Source organism: Gilliamella sp. A7 (genome assembly GCF_002142015.1).
Classification (GTDB): Bacteria; Pseudomonadota; Gammaproteobacteria; order Enterobacterales; family Orbaceae; genus Gilliamella; species Gilliamella apis_A.
The window spans coordinates 18,534-35,109 of sequence record NZ_NASN01000016.1; the positions used below are offsets into that span (position 1 = coordinate 18,534).

Sequence of the window (16,576 nt, forward strand, 5' to 3'; positions counted from 1 at the left end):
GGAAAATAATGAAGAATAACACAGCACAGTCATCGACGACACCATTGCAGATTGATAGTTCGTTATTACCCAAATCTAGCAAAGATAGAACAATGAATCCTTTGGCTTATGCCTTTATGTGGATTGGTGATGGTATGAATTTGGGTAATATGACCTTAGGTGCTAGCTTAGTCGTAGCTGGTGTCGCCACCATGAATATTTTCCAAACGTTTGCCGCAACGTTTATCGCAATATTAATCATTACCACAATTTTTGTCTTTAATGATCGTCTAGGATATCGATCAGGTATTCCTTATGTCGTGCAATTGCGAATGTCATTTGGCATAAAAGGTGCGATTATTTCTTCATTGCTCCGCGGTATTCCTGCTATTGTTTGGTATGGTTTTCAAAGCTGGATCGGTGCCACGGCACTCAATGAGATTGTAAAAATATTATCTAATGGTGATTTCGATAATGTATTTATTTGTTTCCTTATTTTACAATTTTTCCAAATAGCCTTATCACTATATGGATTCCATGCCATAAAATGGGTCGAAACCCTAATTTCAGTGGTGATTCTGTGTGCATTAGTTTATGTCTTTATTCTATTACTTAACAATCACCAAGATATTATTATCGATAAATGGGTAAATGCCGAAGGAACTTGGGGACTACCATTTTGTGGCTTTATTATGATGTTCTTGGGTAATTATGCAGCAATTTTTCTTAGTGCGGCTGATTATTCACGAGAGCTAAAATCAGGTTTTAGCAATCGCAAACGTGGCCTACTCTATTTTTTACCCATTTTTATCGCTTACGGCTTTATTATTACTATTGGTGTAATGTTAGCATCAGTCACCGGTAACTCGAATCCAGTTAAAGCGTTCGCCATTGTAGTAAATAATCCATATATTACCATTGTAGTCTCATCCTTTATTGTATTAGGTACCATTGCCGTAAATATTGTTGCTAACATCATCCCACCTGCTTACGTAATTACTTTATTAACTAAAGCGAAATATAAAGTGGCGGTAACCATTACGGGTTTATTAGCTATTGCTTCTTTCCCATGGGTGTTAGTTCAAGATACGTCAGCTAAAGGATTAGGTTTATTTATCTTAATTTATTCGGCATTTTTAGGGCCAATTGTGGCAATTTTATTGGTAGAATACTATCTATTACGTCGACAAAAAATTGATGTAAACACGCTATATGATAATAACGGTCAATTTGCTGGTTTTAACCCTGCAGCGATTCTAGCAATGCTGATTGGCTCAGCGGCTGCATTTTATGAAGTTAGCTTAACATGGATTGTCGGTTTTGTTGTTGGTGGAATTAGTTATATTTTATTAACCAAATTTACCTTTAAAGATTCGCCGTTCAAAAAAGGAACTATTTTTGAAAAGCAATAGCTCAATTAAGTGACCAGCAAAATTAGGTAGTAAATTCAATGTTATCATCATGATTCACTACCAATTTGACAGGTCACTTTGATTTCACGATTATCGCTAATTTCTAAATTTGATAATACCGCTAATTGTGGAAAGTTAGGTCTTAAAAACTGCGCCAGCATAGCTCGCAAGGTATGATTAACTAATAAAACTGGCGGTGCACCAATTGCATCTTGCTGATTAAGGGCTTGCTGAAGCTGTTGAAGTATATGTTCCGCCAAACCAGGCTCAACATTACTAGTATTTTGTAACGCTTGCAGTAATATTCGCTCTAAACTGATACTTAATCCAATCACTTTTACCGGCTCTGTTCCCGGAAACCACTGCTGAGTAATCACTCTACCCAATGCTATTCTAACAATACTAAGTAAATGGTAAGCATCATTTTGGTTAGGTGCTTGTTCACAAATTGTCTCAATAATCGTGCGCATATCTCGAATAGAGACTTTTTCGGCCAACAAGTTTTGTAAAATTTTATGAAACGTGGTTAATGGTACGACACCAGGAATAAAATCTTCGACTAATTTAGGAATATCTTGTTTGATGCGATCCAGTAATTCTTGCGTTTCTAAGCGCCCTAATAGATCACTGGCAAATTGATGCAATAAATGATTAAAGTGAGTAGCAATCATAGTACTGGTATCAACCACGGTATAACCTAATATTTGGGCAGCTTCTTTATTATTGGCATCTATCCAAACCGCAGGTAAACCAAATGCGGGTTCAGTTGTTGCAATACCATCAATTTTTTCGGTCACTGTGCCAGGATTAATCGCCAACCACTTGTTATTCATAATTTCACCTTGACCTATTTCGCCACCCTTTATAAAAATTTTATATTGATAAGGTGATAATGAGAGGTTATCGCGAATATGTACTTGCGGAGGTAAAAAACCTAATGTTTGGGCAAACTTTTTGCGTAAACTGCGAATTCGGCCTAATAATTCACCATTTTGGTTTTGATCAACCATAGGGATTAAGCCATATCCGACTTCCATCGCTAAAATATCTTCAATATTGACATCAGACCATGAAGCGTCAACATTTGACGGTTTAGTTGCTGCTATATTTTGTTGCGGAGTAGAGACTGATTTTTCAAGTTTCTTTTGTTTGCTTAACCACCACGAAATGAGCGATAAAATAGCCGTAAACATTAAAAATACTAAATTTGGCATACCCGGAATAAGGCCAAGTAACCCAATTACAACCGCAGTTAAAATTAATACTTGTGGATTATTAAATAACTGCTTTAACATTTGGTCACTGATGTTTTCTTGTGAAGTGACCCGCGTCACAATAACACCGGCAGCAGTGGAAATAATTAGCGAAGGAATTTGCGCAACTAATCCATCACCAATAGTTAATAGCACATAGGTTGTACTGGCATCGGATAATGTCATACCATGCTGCATCACGCCAACTAATAAGCCACCGACAATGGTAATCGCCATAATCAATAAACCAGCGATAGCGTCACCACGCACAAATTTACTTGCCCCGTCCATGGAGCCATAAAAATCAGCTTCTTGAGTAACTTCTGCACGCCGAGCTTTAGCTTCATCCTCACCGATTAATCCAGCATTAAGATCGGCATCAATAGCCATTTGCTTACCCGGCATACCATCTAATGCGAAACGAGCACCTACTTCAGCTATCCTACCCGCGCCTTTAGTGATTACCATAAAGTTAATAATAACTAAAATAATAAACACAACAATACCAATGGCAAAATTACCACCAACTAAAAAGTGACCAAAAGCTTCAATTACTCGACCAGCCGCATCACTACCAGTATGGCCTTTTAGTAACACCACTCTAGTTGAGGCAACATTAAGAGATAAGCGCAATAAAGTTGCAAACAATAAAACGGTGGGAAAAGCGGCAAAATCGAGAACTCGCTTAGTAAACAGTGCCACAATCAAAATGATAATGGATAAGGCAATATTAAAAGTAAAAAAGAGATCTAAAATAAATGCCGGTAAAGGTAAAACCATCATCGAAAGAATCAATAGAATCAGCATTGGTCCAGTTAAAATTCGATAATGACCATTTTTTAAGCTATTTATTGATAATAGATTAGTTAATTTTGATTTCATCATAACAATTGCAATTACCTTTATTTATTCACAGATAAAGATTCTGGGATTGATAAATTGGTTGGTTTGAGTGGTTTTTCACCACCATATCTATGCCATCTTTTTAATTGATAAACCCAAGCGAGAATTTGTGCTACCGCGGCATATAGCTCTGCTGGTATTGATTTACCTATTTCACCATGGCGATATAATGCTCGAGCCAAAGGTGGCGCTTCTAATTGTGGGATCTGATGCTCTTGAGCAATTTGTTTGATTCTGCTCGCTATATTATCGGTACCTTTAGCCAATATCTTGGGAGCGCTCATGGTTTTTTCATCATATTGCAGAGCAACCGCATAATGGGTTGGGTTAGTCACAATAACATTAGCTTTAGGGACATCTTTCATCATCCTACGCCTTGCTATTGCCTGCTGCATTTGTCGAATACGCCCTTTAATTTGCGGATTACCTTCTTGCTCTTTAAACTCATCTTTCACTTCTTGCTTCGACATTTTTAACTTTTTCAAATTGCTCCATATTTGGTAAAAAATATCAAAACCTACCATTGGTATTAAGGCTAATACAATCAATAAACTAGCATAAATCAGCAATTGCATTACCTGAGATAACGCATTATTTAAATACATACTGGGTAGTGCTAACATATTAGGAAATTGATGTATCAAAAATAGAGCTGCAGCAAAAGCGATTAAAACCACTTTAAGAATACTTTTAAACAGTTCTGAAAAAATTCGCAGACTAAATAACCGTTTAAATCCACTAATAGGATTCAATTTACCTAAATTAGGTTTAATCGATTGTAGACTAAACAGCAAACCACCAACACTAAGCGGAGCAATGATAGCGACAATAACTAATCCCACAAAAATAGGTAAAATTGCCCAAAATCCAGCGGTTAATAAATTAATTAAATTGAAAATAATCTGTTTATCATCATCGGTTCGGTGGGCAACTAACATGGCGTGCTGAATAATTGTTTTTAATTTGCTGACAAAGTTTGTTCCCATTATCCAAAATAACATAATGCCAACTAACAATATCATTAGCGATGTTAACTCACGAGATCGAGGAATTTGACCCTTTTCCTTAGCCTTTTTTAATTTACTATCGGTGGGTTGTTCACTTTTCTCTAGATCACTATCATCAGCCATATATCAGTTAAACCAATTTTACTGTCTAATTACACTTTACTTTGATAGCACAGTATGAACGCAACTGATTAAAGTTATTGGCTTAATAAGACCCCAAATTACTGGTTATTTAGCTCGTTTAGCTTTAAATAGCATTAAAATGATTAAACTTTAGCACGTTTAGATGAAATCGTTTCAGGCTGTTGATAACCGTGATAAGTGTAAACCGCGGGGTTATTAATACTTTTCAAATAATCAATCGATTGTTGTGTCATATTCATACGATTTTGAATAAGTATACCGTTATCTCGATTGATTTGAGCTAATCGCTGAGTGGTATTAGTGATGGCTTGCCATTTCAACGCTAGCTCAGGGTTTTCACTATAAGGTGATTGGATATTATAGCGTGCACTTACTTTTAGCCGTTTTTCATCAAGTAACTTTAATTCGATAAGTAATTGGCTTTTTTGATTTATAACGTCATTTAATTGGCTAATTGTATTAGTCCCAATTAGGATTTGCTGTTCAGACTCTAGAATATCTGAAAGTGATTGCAACATGACTGTTACATTATTAAAAATGTTATCTAACTCTAACATTATGATATTCCTTCAAAAATTAATTAGCTTTCAATCTCTTCAAGAGTTTGCTTAATAATTTCGTCTGCAATTTTATTTGGATTGATGACTAAGTTACCATTAGTAATGGCCTGTTTTATTTTCTCAATTTTACTAATATCAATATCATTTTCTGTCGAATGTAATAATGCGATAGTGTTTTGGCTTAATTTGACATTGCTATTCAAATTTAAGCTATTTGACATTTGCACAGATGCTTTAGTTTCTTTATTTTGTCCATTTATTAAATCACGATTCAGCAATCCCGATACTGCTGTAACCAATTTTGTTGCATCTATACTCATAAAATTCCTTTAATTCAAGTCAAGGTTTATAGGGTTGGTTTACTCTAATTATCGGCAAAAATCAAAAAATCATTAATTTTATTTATTAATAATAATGATAGCTTTTTCACTAACAACACCTTCAACAACATTACCCGTATTAAGTTTAATATTAATCGATTCTCCCAACGCCCCATTACTCAGTGTTTTGCCACGCGTTGCAATTGAGTAACCTTCGCCATTAATAATAACCTTTACAGTTTGACCGACCTTAACATGCCAGTTTTTCTGCAGCATTGAATTTTTTATTACTTCACCATCATTAATATTACGTAAAGCAAGATGATTGATAACTTCAGATTGATTTAAAATTACTGTTGCTGGTAATTTATCTAGCTGACCAGACTGCATTTTTACCAGTTGTTCAGTAATTAATGTTCCTGCACTAATGGCTTGTTTAGCAATAACATAATGGCCACTCACAGCAACGTATATCTGGATATATTTAGTGATATTTTCGCATCTGGCGGTAATGGTTAAATTGCCCCATTGTTTATTTTTGTTCAATATTGCCAATGTTGGTGAGTCACAACTTAATTGTGGTTTTGCTGTTGGATAATTAATAACAACTTTATCAACATTCACATCAATAAGTTGTTGATGGATCAGATCACTAATTTGTTTTTCAAGTGCAGTGGCACAAACTATTTTTGAACTACCTAACATACAAAAAATAAACAACAATCTAATAATCTGAGGCATATTTGTCGGGGTTCATATAATTATTGATAACTAAATTGTACTTTATAAGCTCACCTATCGAATGTTGAAATAAGGGCAATTTTTATCGTTATTTATACGATGATTTTTTTTTGATTTGCTTAAAATTCTTTTTATCTATCAGGATGAGATGATTTTATGCTAAATAAATTAGATACTTTCGTTAATTTTCACCAACAAGCACTCAATGTTCGTGAAAAACGTCAAAATATACTTGCAACCAATATTGCTAATAGTGATACGCCTAATTACCAAGCGCGGGACATTGATTTTAATACTGAATTAAACAGAGCCATCAATAATCAATTGACCCACAATAATATAAAACTAAATATTACTTCTGCAAAACATATTCAAATAACTAGTGCTGATTTCACTAATTATAATCTTCTTTATCGTATTCCTTATCAATCATCTGCTGATGGCAACACTGTTGAGATGGATCAAGAACGAACTGCTTTTATGGATAACAGTATCCACTATCAAAGTAATTTAACCTTTTTAGGTGAACAGTTTAAAAATGTCATTTCGGTATTACAGCAAGGATAATCATCATGAGCTTCTCTATTTTTTCGGTTTCTGGTTCAGCCTTAATGGCACAAACACAACGAATGAATGTCAGTGCCAGTAATTTAGCTAATGCAGATAGTGTGACCAGTACTTCAGGTCAAGCTTATCGAGCCAAACAAGTTATCTTTCAAGTCGATGACAATGGTTATTCCAATAGTATTGCTGGAGTAAAAGTAGCACAAGTTATTGAAGATCCTGCGCCAATGAATTTAGTTTATGAACCAAATCATCCTTTGGCTGACGAACAAGGCTACATTCAAAAACCTAACGTTGATGTAGTAGCTGAGATGGTTAATACCATTTCTGCATCTCGTAGCTACCAAGCAAATGTAGAAGTGATTAACACCGCAAAAAGTTTAATGCTAAAAACACTGACTCTAGGACAATAAAAGGGCGTAATTGATGGGTATCTCAAATGTAGCAGTTTCAGAATCAACTAATATGGCCAGTCCACAAGCGCTAAAGAAAGGTACGTCTGATGGTAACTCTAGTCAGGAACTACAAGATAATTTCTTAACATTACTTATTGCCCAAATGAAAAATCAAGATCCTACCAATCCAATGGATAACAGTCAGTTAACCTCGCAATTAGCTCAAATCAATACGTTAGCGGGTATCGAACGACTGAATACCACATTAGGTATGGTTTCAGGTCAAATTGACGATAGCTTATCGGTCAATGCCAGCAACATGATTGGTAAAGGTGTCATGGTTCCAGGTAATAAAATTTTAGTCGCTACATCAGAAGTGGAAGGTTCAGAAAGCGAAAAAGAAACAATTACCACACCATTTGGCTTTGAACTTATGCGTGATGCTGAGTCAGTGGTCATTACCATTAAAGATGAAAATGGCAATGTTGTACGTGAGGTCGATTTAGGTTCGATTCCTGCTGGGGTTAGCTCTTTTACTTGGGATGGGGAACTGAATGATGGAACACTGGCGCCAGATGGTAGTTATACGTTTTCGGTTAATGCCACTTATGACGGGCAAAAAGTATCATCCACACCACTATCTTACTCGGTTGTGTACGGCGTAATTAATAGCAAAGTTAATAATAAAGTATTACTTGATTTAGGGATACTTGGTTCAATTAGTATTGACGAAGTACGTCAAATTCTTTAAAGAGGAATAAGTTAATATGGGATTTTCTCAAGCAATTAGTGGTATGAATGCCGCATCAAAACAGTTAGATGTTATTGGTAATAATATTGCCAATTCTGCAACAGTTGGCTTTAAAAGTGCTAGCATTTCATTTGCCGATATCTATGCTGGTTCAAAAGTAGGAATGGGCGTCAAAGTGGCTGCGGTTATGCAAAATTTTAATGATGGCACAACAACGTCAACCAATAATAGTCTAGATGTTGCTATCTCTGGTAATGGCTTTTTCCGCTTAGTTGATAGTAGTGGTCAAATCTATTATACCCGTAATGGCCAGTTTCAATTAGACGCTGATCGTAATATTATCTCAGCCGATGGTTTTCAATTAACCGGTTATCTTGCCACAGGCACACCACCACAGATCCAACAAGGTTCAGCACCAGGCCCATTAAAGATTTCACAAGAGATGTTAAATGCATCAGCAACCAATAAAGCCTCTTTGCAAACAAACTTAAATTCAAATAGCAAAGTACCTGAAAAACAGCCAGTTAATGCCACCGATGCAGATACCTTTAATTATTCAACCACGATCACCACTTATGATTCTTTAGGTAATCAACGTAACGTTCAGCTTTTTTATGTTAAAACGGCAGATAATCAATGGGATGTTCATTATCTTGATAGTAGTGATCCTAACGCAAGCCTACAAGCATTAGGGCAAATGGAGTTTGATTCATCAGGCAAATTAATTAGTGATCCAGAAATGACGATTAATATTAATGGGCTTAATGGTTCAGCCGACAATAGCTTCACGCTGTCATTAGCAAACAGTACTCAACAAAATATGGGTAAAGAAGTCGGTAGCATTAAAACCCCTGTCGTTGATGGTTATGCTGCTGGTGATCTGGTTGGCTATAGTATCAGTGATGATGGCTCAATTTATGGAGTCTATTCTAACCAACAAACGATGTTGTTAGGTCAAATTGCCATGGCTGATTTTGCCAATGTTAATGGCTTAGAATCAGCCGGTAACAATAACTGGCGGGCGACCCTTAAATCTGGTGGTGAAGTATTAGGCTCAGCTAATACCGGTACTTTTGGTTTACTAACCAGTGGTGCAGTTGAATCATCCAATGTCGATATGAGCCAAGAGTTAGTCAATATGATTGTTGCCCAACGTAATTATCAATCTAATTCACAAACCATCAAAACTCAGGATCAAATTCTTAATACATTGGTTAATTTAAGATAATTTAAGGAGTATTTATGGATCGCGTTATTTATACTGCTATGTCTGGCGCAAGCCAAACATTAAATCAACAGTCCATAACTAGTCATAATTTAGCTAATGTATCGACAGTTGGCTTTCGGGCGCAATTAACAGCAATGAAAGCCGTCCCCATTGTCGGTAGTAGTATGCCGACAAGAACTATGGTAACGGCAACTACGCCAACCTATGATTCAACAATCGGAGCCTTTAATTACACTGGACGCAATTTAGATGTTGCTTTATCCCAAGACGATTGGCTAGCAGTACAGTTAGCTGATGGCAGTGAAGGATATACCCGTAATGGTGCGATTCAAATCGATGAAAACGGCACACTTAACATTCAAGGCTTTCCGTTACTTGGTGATAATGGCGTATTAACAGTACCTCAGCGTTCACAAGTTAGTATCAGTACTGATGGGACTTTATCAGCTTTAGGTGCTGGCGATAAACGCACCACCATTGCCCAAGTAGGAAAAATAAAAAAAGTTCACCTTGAACGCAATGAATTGGTACGTGGTGATAATGGATTTTTCCATGCAACTGAGGCAACCATAAATAATCGTGGTGCCGTGTTACAAGATAACCCTAATGCAAAATTGATGTCTGGAGTACTCGAAGGCAGTAATGTTAATCCGGTTACAGCTATGGTGAACCTAATTAGCCATTCACGTCAATTTGAAATGCAGATGAAACAAATTACCACTGCCGACGAAAATGCCCAAAAAGCCAACCAAATATTATCGTTAACTTAACTAAAATAGGAAACAGCAATGATTAAATCACTATGGATTGCAAAAACCGGTTTAACAGCGCAACAAATGAATATGGATATTATTTCCAATAATTTGGCCAACGTTAGTACAGGTGGTTTTAAACGCCAACGCGCCGTTTTTGAAGATCTGTTATACCAAACAATTCGCCAACCAGGAGCGCAATCTTCAGAACAAACAACATTACCTTCAGGATTACAAATTGGTACTGGTGTAAGACCAGTTGCAACCGAACGAATTCATAGCCAAGGTAATTTAGAATTAACCGATAACAGTAGTGATATTGCCATTAATGGACAAGGATTTTTCCAAGTTCTTATGCCTGATGGAACGCAAGCCTATACCCGCAGTGGCGCTTTTCAAGTTAATCAAAATGGTCAGTTAGTAACAGCTGCCGGTTATGAAATTCAACCAACAATCAACATTCCATCCAATGCTATAAAAATGACCGTAGCACGTGATGGCATCGTCAATGTCACCTTAGCTAATCAATCAACTCAAGTACAAGTTGGTCAATTAACATTACACACTTTTATCAATGACACCGGATTAGAAAGCGTTGGTGAAAATCTATATCTAGAAACCGAAAGTTCTGGTGCACCAACTGAAAATACACCGGGACTAAATGGTGCTGGACTGCTATACCAAGGTTATATTGAAACGTCGAATGTGAATGTGGCCGAAGAGTTGGTTAATATGATTCAAGTACAACGTGCTTACGAAATTAATAGTAAAGCAATATCGGCATCTGACCAAATGTTGCAACGTTTAAATCAATTATAAATCTAACAAAATGATAGCGGTAATGAGATATCTTTATATTTTAATAACTTTGTCGTTAGTTGGTTGTAGTCAATTACCTAAAAAAGCATTAGTTGAAGGCGATACCAGTATTGTTCCCAAAATGCCAGAAATTGTGAACAGCAGTGGTTCCATTTATCAAGCCTCACAACCAAGTAGTTTTGGTTATCAACCGATGTTTGAAGATCGTCGACCACGCAATATTGGTGATGTATTAACGATTGTTTTACAAGAAAACGTTAGCGCAAGTAAAAGTTCATCCATTAATGCCGGCCGTAATGGTGGGGTCAATTTAGGGGTAAAAACCGTACCGCACTTTTTAGATGGGCTGGTTGGTCGTGGCAAAGTAGATACAGATATCTCAGGTAGTAATGATTTTAAAGGTTCTGGTGGTGCTAATGCTAAAAATACCTTTAACGGTACCATTACCGTCACCGTTCAAGATGTCATGATTAATGGTAATTTAAAAGTGATTGGTGAAAAGCAAATTGCAATAAATCAGGGCACAGAATTTATTCGATTTTCAGGTGTTGTTAACCCTCGGACAATAAGTGGTAGTAATACCGTTATATCAACTCAGGTCGCTGATGCTCGTATTGAATATGTAGGTAATGGCTACATTGATGAAGCACAAACAATGGGTTGGTTACAGCGCCTGTTTTTTAATCTTTCGCCATTTTAATGAGTATCATTATGCTAAATAAATTACGTACTTTTATCTGTTTTGTTTTGCTAATTGTGGTTGTCCCTTCTAGTTATGCCGAGCGAATAAGAGATTTGGTGACAATACAAGGCGTTCGCGAAAATGCCTTAGTCGGCTATGGTATCGTGGTAGGGCTTGACGGTACCGGTGACCAAACTTCACAGACACCATTTACGATACAAAGTATCACCAATATGCTCTCACAATTAGGTATTACCGTGCCATCAGGAAGCAACATGCAGTTAAAAAATGTGGCAGCGGTAATGGTCACGGCTAAATTACCGTCTTATGCGCGTGTTGGCCAACAAATTGATGTGGTTGTTTCGTCATTAGGGAATGCCAAAAGCCTGCGTGGTGGTACATTGATTATGACACCATTAAAAGGCGCTGATAACCAAGTTTATGCGATTGCGCAAGGTAATCTTTTTGTTGGTGGTATGGGGGCAAGCAGTAGAAGTAGTAGTGTAACGGTTAATCAAATGGCAGCTGCAACCATTCCTAGTGGTGCAACCATCGAAAGAGAATTAGTTACACGCTTAGATGAAAACAGCACTATGCATTTACATCTTAACCATTTTGACTTTACTGTGGCTACAAAAATTGCTGATGCCATTAACAAAGTGCAAAAAAATATCGCCATTGCTTTAGATGGCATGACTGTAAAATTGACCATGCCACAAGACAGTCAAGCAAGAGTTAAATTATTATCTACAATTCAAAATCTCCAAATTAGTGCTAGCCCTATTTCCGCTAAAGTGGTGATTAATACACGTACTGGTGTCGTGGTCATGAATCAAAAAGTACAATTAGACAATTGTGCCGTTGCACATGGTAATTTATCCGTAGTGGTAAATAACAAATTGAAAGTTAGCCAACCCAATACACCACTCGCCGGTGGCAACACAGCAGTGGTTCCAGATGATGAAGTAACTATCGAGCAAGATGGTGGCGCACTGCAGAATTTAGCGTCTGGCGCCGATCTAAATCGAGTTATTCATTCACTTAACTTATTAGGTGCCAATCCTACTGAGTTAATGTCGATACTAGAAGCATTAAAAACCGCTGGTTGTTTGCATGCCGCATTGGAAACTATTTAAAGCAGAACTATTGAAATGAAAAACCTAATAAATCAGTCTATAAATCGTTTTGCTTATGATTTTTCTAGCATTAATCAATTGAAACGTAATGCTGTTAGTGGATCAACTGACAGCATCAAACAAGTTGCCGATCAGTTTGAAACACTATTTGTAAATATGATGATGCAATCTATGCGCAAAGCGGTACCCAATGGCGGTTTATTTAATCAATCAGCAATGCAATTATTTACCTCTATGTTTGATCAACAAATTGCTCAACAAGCGGCAGGTAAAGGTTTGGGGCTATCTAATGTTATTGTTAAACAATTAACTAATCAGCCACATTCTACGCTTAATATTCATTCACAAGCTCAAGCGAATAATAATCAAACTAATATGCGATTGGCACAATCTTTATTTAGTGATAATTCATCCAATTTATCGCCAGCAGCATTAGGGCAAATGCTTTATCAACAGCATAAAGCCAACAATTTAACCAAAGCCAATGTTAATGAATCAACCTTGCCAACTTCGCTCAACAAAGTTGATAAAGACCATATTAGCCAATTTGTCGTCGAATGGTTTGAGCCAGCAAAGCAGGCATCGAAAATATCTGGCATCCCTTATGAAGTCATTATTGCTCAAGCAGCTTTAGAAACCGGTTGGGGTAAAAAACAGATAAAAACGGCTGATAATAAGCCGAGTTATAACTATTTCGGTATAAAAACAACCTCATCATGGCAAGGTAATTCAACTAGGTTAACTACTCAAGAATTCCTAAATAACAATATGGTTAAAATTAAAGATGAATTTAGGGTGTACAACAGTAAACAACATGCATTAACTGATTACCTTAATTTATTAACCAAAAGCCCACGTTATCGTGCCGTGGTTAATGCTCCCGATGCTAGAACAGCAGCCAAAGCACTACAAGACGCACACTATGCAACTGATCCTAACTATAGCGAGAAACTGATCCAAATTATTGGTCGGATCGAGCAAATTGCCAAAAATACACCGCAAAAATCAATATCTGGATTTAGACAAATCGCCTTTAAATAGTGCTTAAATAAATATAACTGTTAAATAAATTACATTATTATCACAGCCAAAAAGTAGACCAAACTCTGCGCTATAGTCAATAAATAACTAATAATGCGTTAGTTGCACATATCGAGATCACCTATAATCACGTTTCTCACCCTTTGGCAAATAGCTGGTCATCAGCATAGCAATATAAAAAACAGTATGACAATAAAATGATAATAGTAAGAAATTTGATAATCAGGAGGTGTAACCCCCTGTTTGTTAGATGAATAGTCATGTTTAGGAAGTATGAAAATCAATAATAGATTATTTCATTTGAAATAATGACATATTTTGCATGTTCATAAATGTATATTGAGCTGCTTGTAAATTTGCTTGTAGCATCACATAATCTGAAATTGCTTCATACCAATCAACATCTTCAATTTGACTAATTTGCGTTTCAAAATCAATATCTAAGGTTTTACCCAGTGCGGTTAATCTTTCGACTTCAGCCAATACATTTCCGCCTGCAGCTCTAACAGTCGAGATGTTTTCAAATGAGTTATCAACACCTTGACTGGCTTTAGATAAACCTAATCGAAACTGTTCAATAGCTTCAGGATCATTATCATCTAAACCAATTTGCAATGCTTCTATGGCATAATCGATACTCGCAAAGACATCACTTTCTACTTCTGTATTGGCGCCTGTCATAAAAATCTGTTGACCAGTAAAACTTAGCGATACTTCACGGGTATCATCGATGAAAACATTAATCGTGGTTGCACCACCGACATAATTCACTTTACCGCTTTCATCGACCACAAAAGGGGGGGTATCATTTTTATTACCAGCAAACAAATAATTACCATTGGTATCTTTAGCATTGGCTAACGAAATTAACTGATCTTTTAATCCTTGTAGCTTATTAGCTAAATCTTGTCTGTTTTCATCATTTAACGTCTCATTACCAGCATAAACTAAAGTTTCTTGGATTGATTGAATCACAGTATTTGCTTCTTTTAATACTGTATCTTGCCGACTTAATGATTTATCAACACTATCTCGTGCTGCCTGAAATTGGTTATTTCTTGATTGAGCTTGCTTTAAAATTAATGTTTGTGAAGCACCCATTGGATCATCTGAAGGTGATAATATTTTCTTGCCGGTTGCCAAATGTAATCCTGACTTTTGCCACTTGGTATTGGTATTTAAAATACTATTTAGATTTTTTTGATACATTGAATGAGTACTAAGTCGCATGTTTAAATCCTTTTATTATTTGGCCAAACCTAAAATGGTATCAAATATTGTCGTTGCTGCATCAATAACCTTGGCATTTGCTTGGTAATATTGCATATAAACTTGCATAGAAATATATTCTTCTTCGATATTCACACCAGAGATAGATTGATTCTGCTCATAAATTTGTTGAGTGATATTTTGACTCGATTGCGCTGAAATTTTAGCTGTCTGCGTCTCACTACCTATATAACTAACTAATGATGTATAAGCACTATTTAAGGTTTTAGTCCCATTAACTAGTTTTTCATTTTGTATATCAAGTAGTTTTGCCACATTTCGATTATCACCACTACCATTTTCATCATCGTTAATACCGGTCGCGAGTTTATTTACATCTTTAACCAGCAACTGTAATGATGAGGCTACATCGGCAACAGGCTTAAGTAAAAAGCTATCACCAGCAACAGCATTGCCAGTTATTTCAATCGATAAGCCATCAAACACTAACTTACCATCGCTAACTTGTGGGGTAATTTGTTGATTATCAGATAATCTGGTTACTACCCAATCGTTGCCATTGAACTCTATTTTATAATCAGAAGCTTTGACCTCAGTTACTGAGTTATAATCCATTTTAACGGTAGCATTACCTTGATTTTGGTTATTAGCAATACTAGTCGGTTTATGATAATCAAATAGTTTTTCGCCAGGATCGCCATTAACATCAACGCCAGACGTATGTACTTCATTAAAGCGCTCAGCTAAATTTAACGCCAGCAACCCTAATTGATTGCGAGCTTCAAGGAGTGGTCCATCACGGAAAGCTAATAATCCATTTAATCGGCCTGATGCGATATTTTGACTTGTCAGTTCTTGTGTCGCACCAGAATTATGGGTGTAAATAATCGTATTTAAGGCAGGATCAGAGGCCGAAGGCTGCACCGATAACTGATTTGTCGATGCGCCTTGTACTAAGCTTAAACCATTGCTAAGCGAAATATTATATTGGCCATTTTGTTCAGTAACAGTTATACCTATCAGTTCGCTTAATTCAGTTACCAGTTGATCTCGTTCATCTAGTAAAGAATTAGGTTCATGACCACCACTGACAGCCTGTAATTTGGCAATTTTTTGATTGAGATCGGCAATTTGTTGGGTATAAGTATTAACTTTATCTATGTTATTTGTCAGTTCAGTATTGATATTGGCAATCTGATTTTTTAAATTCAATTCCGTTTTATTGAACTGGCTAACTAAAGAGGTAAGATCACTAATCACTGTCTGTTTGGTTGCTGCATCACCTGCATTGGAAGAGAGCTTATTTAAGCTAGCAAACAGATTATTTAATTGTGAGGAAATACTGTTTTCGTTTTCAGCTAGTAAATTATCGACTTTTGATAATTCATTGTAATAGGCTTTTATCGAACCGTTTTGCGATTGTGATTGGCGTAATTGACCAACCACAAAACTGTTATATGCGCGGTTAACTGATGATACCGCAACACCATTACCCACAAAGCCAAAATTATATTTAGTGCCGTTTGCTTGACGCAAAATTTGCTGCTGGCGGTTATAACCAACTGTATGTGCATTACTAATATTATTACTAATCACATTAAGCATATTTTGTGCTGTATTTAATCCACTAATACCGGTATTCATCAATGAATTTGACAT

The 16,576-nt window shown here is 36.4% G+C and carries 17 protein-coding genes; 10 read left to right on the forward strand and 7 right to left on the reverse strand.

Annotated features, from left to right (window positions below; translation table 11 throughout):
* Positions 1–8: 8 nt before the first annotated feature.
* Positions 9–1,391, forward strand: coding sequence for an NCS1 family transporter (locus B6D18_RS05950; protein WP_086363607.1), 1,383 nt, complete (start codon positions 9–11; stop codon positions 1,389–1,391).
* A gap of 47 nt (positions 1,392–1,438) precedes the next feature.
* Here the strand turns inward: B6D18_RS05950 and flhA are convergent, their stop codons facing one another.
* From flhA to flgA, 5 genes are all read right to left on the reverse strand, one after another.
* On the reverse strand, positions 1,439–3,526 hold the full coding sequence (gene flhA, locus B6D18_RS05955) for a flagellar biosynthesis protein FlhA (RefSeq protein WP_086363632.1): 2,088 nt from the start codon (positions 3,524–3,526) through the stop codon (positions 1,439–1,441).
* 20 nt (positions 3,527–3,546) lie between these two features.
* On the reverse strand, positions 3,547–4,677 hold the full coding sequence (gene flhB, locus B6D18_RS05960; protein ID WP_086363608.1) for a flagellar biosynthesis protein FlhB: 1,131 nt from the start codon (positions 4,675–4,677) through the stop codon (positions 3,547–3,549).
* Between the two features lie 143 nt (positions 4,678–4,820).
* A complete protein-coding gene (locus B6D18_RS05965; protein WP_034901007.1) occupies positions 4,821–5,255 on the reverse strand; it encodes a flagella synthesis protein FlgN in 435 nt (144 codons plus the stop codon).
* Between the two features lie 23 nt (positions 5,256–5,278).
* Entirely contained in the window at positions 5,279–5,578 is a 300-nt protein-coding gene (gene flgM / locus B6D18_RS05970; RefSeq protein ID WP_086363609.1) for a flagellar biosynthesis anti-sigma factor FlgM, read from the reverse strand.
* A gap of 78 nt (positions 5,579–5,656) precedes the next feature.
* Positions 5,657–6,319, reverse strand: coding sequence for a flagellar basal body P-ring formation chaperone FlgA (flgA, locus tag B6D18_RS05975; protein ID WP_086363610.1), 663 nt, complete (start codon positions 6,317–6,319; stop codon positions 5,657–5,659).
* Between the two features lie 156 nt (positions 6,320–6,475).
* On the opposite strand from flgA, the gene flgB reads away from it, so the two are divergent.
* Genes flgB through flgJ form a run of 9 tightly spaced genes read left to right on the forward strand, consistent with a single transcriptional unit; the run spans position 6,476 to position 13,687 of the window.
* Positions 6,476–6,886, forward strand: coding sequence for a flagellar basal body rod protein FlgB (gene flgB / locus B6D18_RS05980; RefSeq protein ID WP_086363611.1), 411 nt, complete (start codon positions 6,476–6,478; stop codon positions 6,884–6,886).
* Between the two features lie 2 nt (positions 6,887–6,888).
* On the forward strand, positions 6,889–7,296 hold the full coding sequence (flgC, locus tag B6D18_RS05985) for a flagellar basal body rod protein FlgC (protein WP_086321101.1): 408 nt from the start codon (positions 6,889–6,891) through the stop codon (positions 7,294–7,296).
* Positions 7,297–7,309: 13 nt separating this feature from the next.
* Positions 7,310–8,029: a flagellar hook assembly protein FlgD gene (gene flgD, locus B6D18_RS05990; protein ID WP_065579055.1), complete on the forward strand. Its 720-nt coding sequence runs from the start codon at positions 7,310–7,312 to the stop codon at positions 8,027–8,029.
* A gap of 16 nt (positions 8,030–8,045) precedes the next feature.
* Positions 8,046–9,257, forward strand: a complete 1,212-nt coding sequence (gene flgE / locus B6D18_RS05995) for a flagellar hook protein FlgE (protein WP_086363612.1) — start codon at positions 8,046–8,048, stop codon at positions 9,255–9,257.
* A gap of 14 nt (positions 9,258–9,271) precedes the next feature.
* Complete coding sequence (locus tag B6D18_RS06000; RefSeq protein ID WP_086363613.1) at positions 9,272–10,027, forward strand: flagellar basal body rod protein FlgF; 756 nt, start codon at positions 9,272–9,274, stop codon at positions 10,025–10,027.
* Positions 10,028–10,045: 18 nt separating this feature from the next.
* Positions 10,046–10,828 (forward strand): flagellar basal-body rod protein FlgG, encoded by a 783-nt coding sequence (gene flgG, locus B6D18_RS06005; RefSeq protein WP_086363614.1) that lies wholly within the window; start codon positions 10,046–10,048, stop codon positions 10,826–10,828.
* A 22-nt stretch (positions 10,829–10,850) separates the two neighbouring features.
* Complete coding sequence (locus B6D18_RS06010; protein WP_086363615.1) at positions 10,851–11,528, forward strand: flagellar basal body L-ring protein FlgH; 678 nt, start codon at positions 10,851–10,853, stop codon at positions 11,526–11,528.
* Positions 11,529–11,539: 11 nt separating this feature from the next.
* On the forward strand, positions 11,540–12,646 hold the full coding sequence (locus B6D18_RS06015) for a flagellar basal body P-ring protein FlgI (RefSeq protein ID WP_086363616.1): 1,107 nt from the start codon (positions 11,540–11,542) through the stop codon (positions 12,644–12,646).
* Positions 12,647–12,661: 15 nt separating this feature from the next.
* Positions 12,662–13,687, forward strand: a complete 1,026-nt coding sequence (gene flgJ, locus B6D18_RS06020) for a flagellar assembly peptidoglycan hydrolase FlgJ (protein WP_086363617.1) — start codon at positions 12,662–12,664, stop codon at positions 13,685–13,687.
* 291 nt (positions 13,688–13,978) lie between these two features.
* Here the strand turns inward: flgJ and flgL are convergent, their stop codons facing one another.
* Together flgL and flgK are read right to left on the reverse strand one after the other, a co-directional pair.
* Entirely contained in the window at positions 13,979–14,917 is a 939-nt protein-coding gene (flgL, locus tag B6D18_RS06025) for a flagellar hook-associated protein FlgL (protein ID WP_086363618.1), read from the reverse strand.
* 15 nt (positions 14,918–14,932) lie between these two features.
* Positions 14,933–16,576, reverse strand: a complete 1,644-nt coding sequence (gene flgK, locus B6D18_RS06030) for a flagellar hook-associated protein FlgK (protein ID WP_086363619.1) — start codon at positions 16,574–16,576, stop codon at positions 14,933–14,935.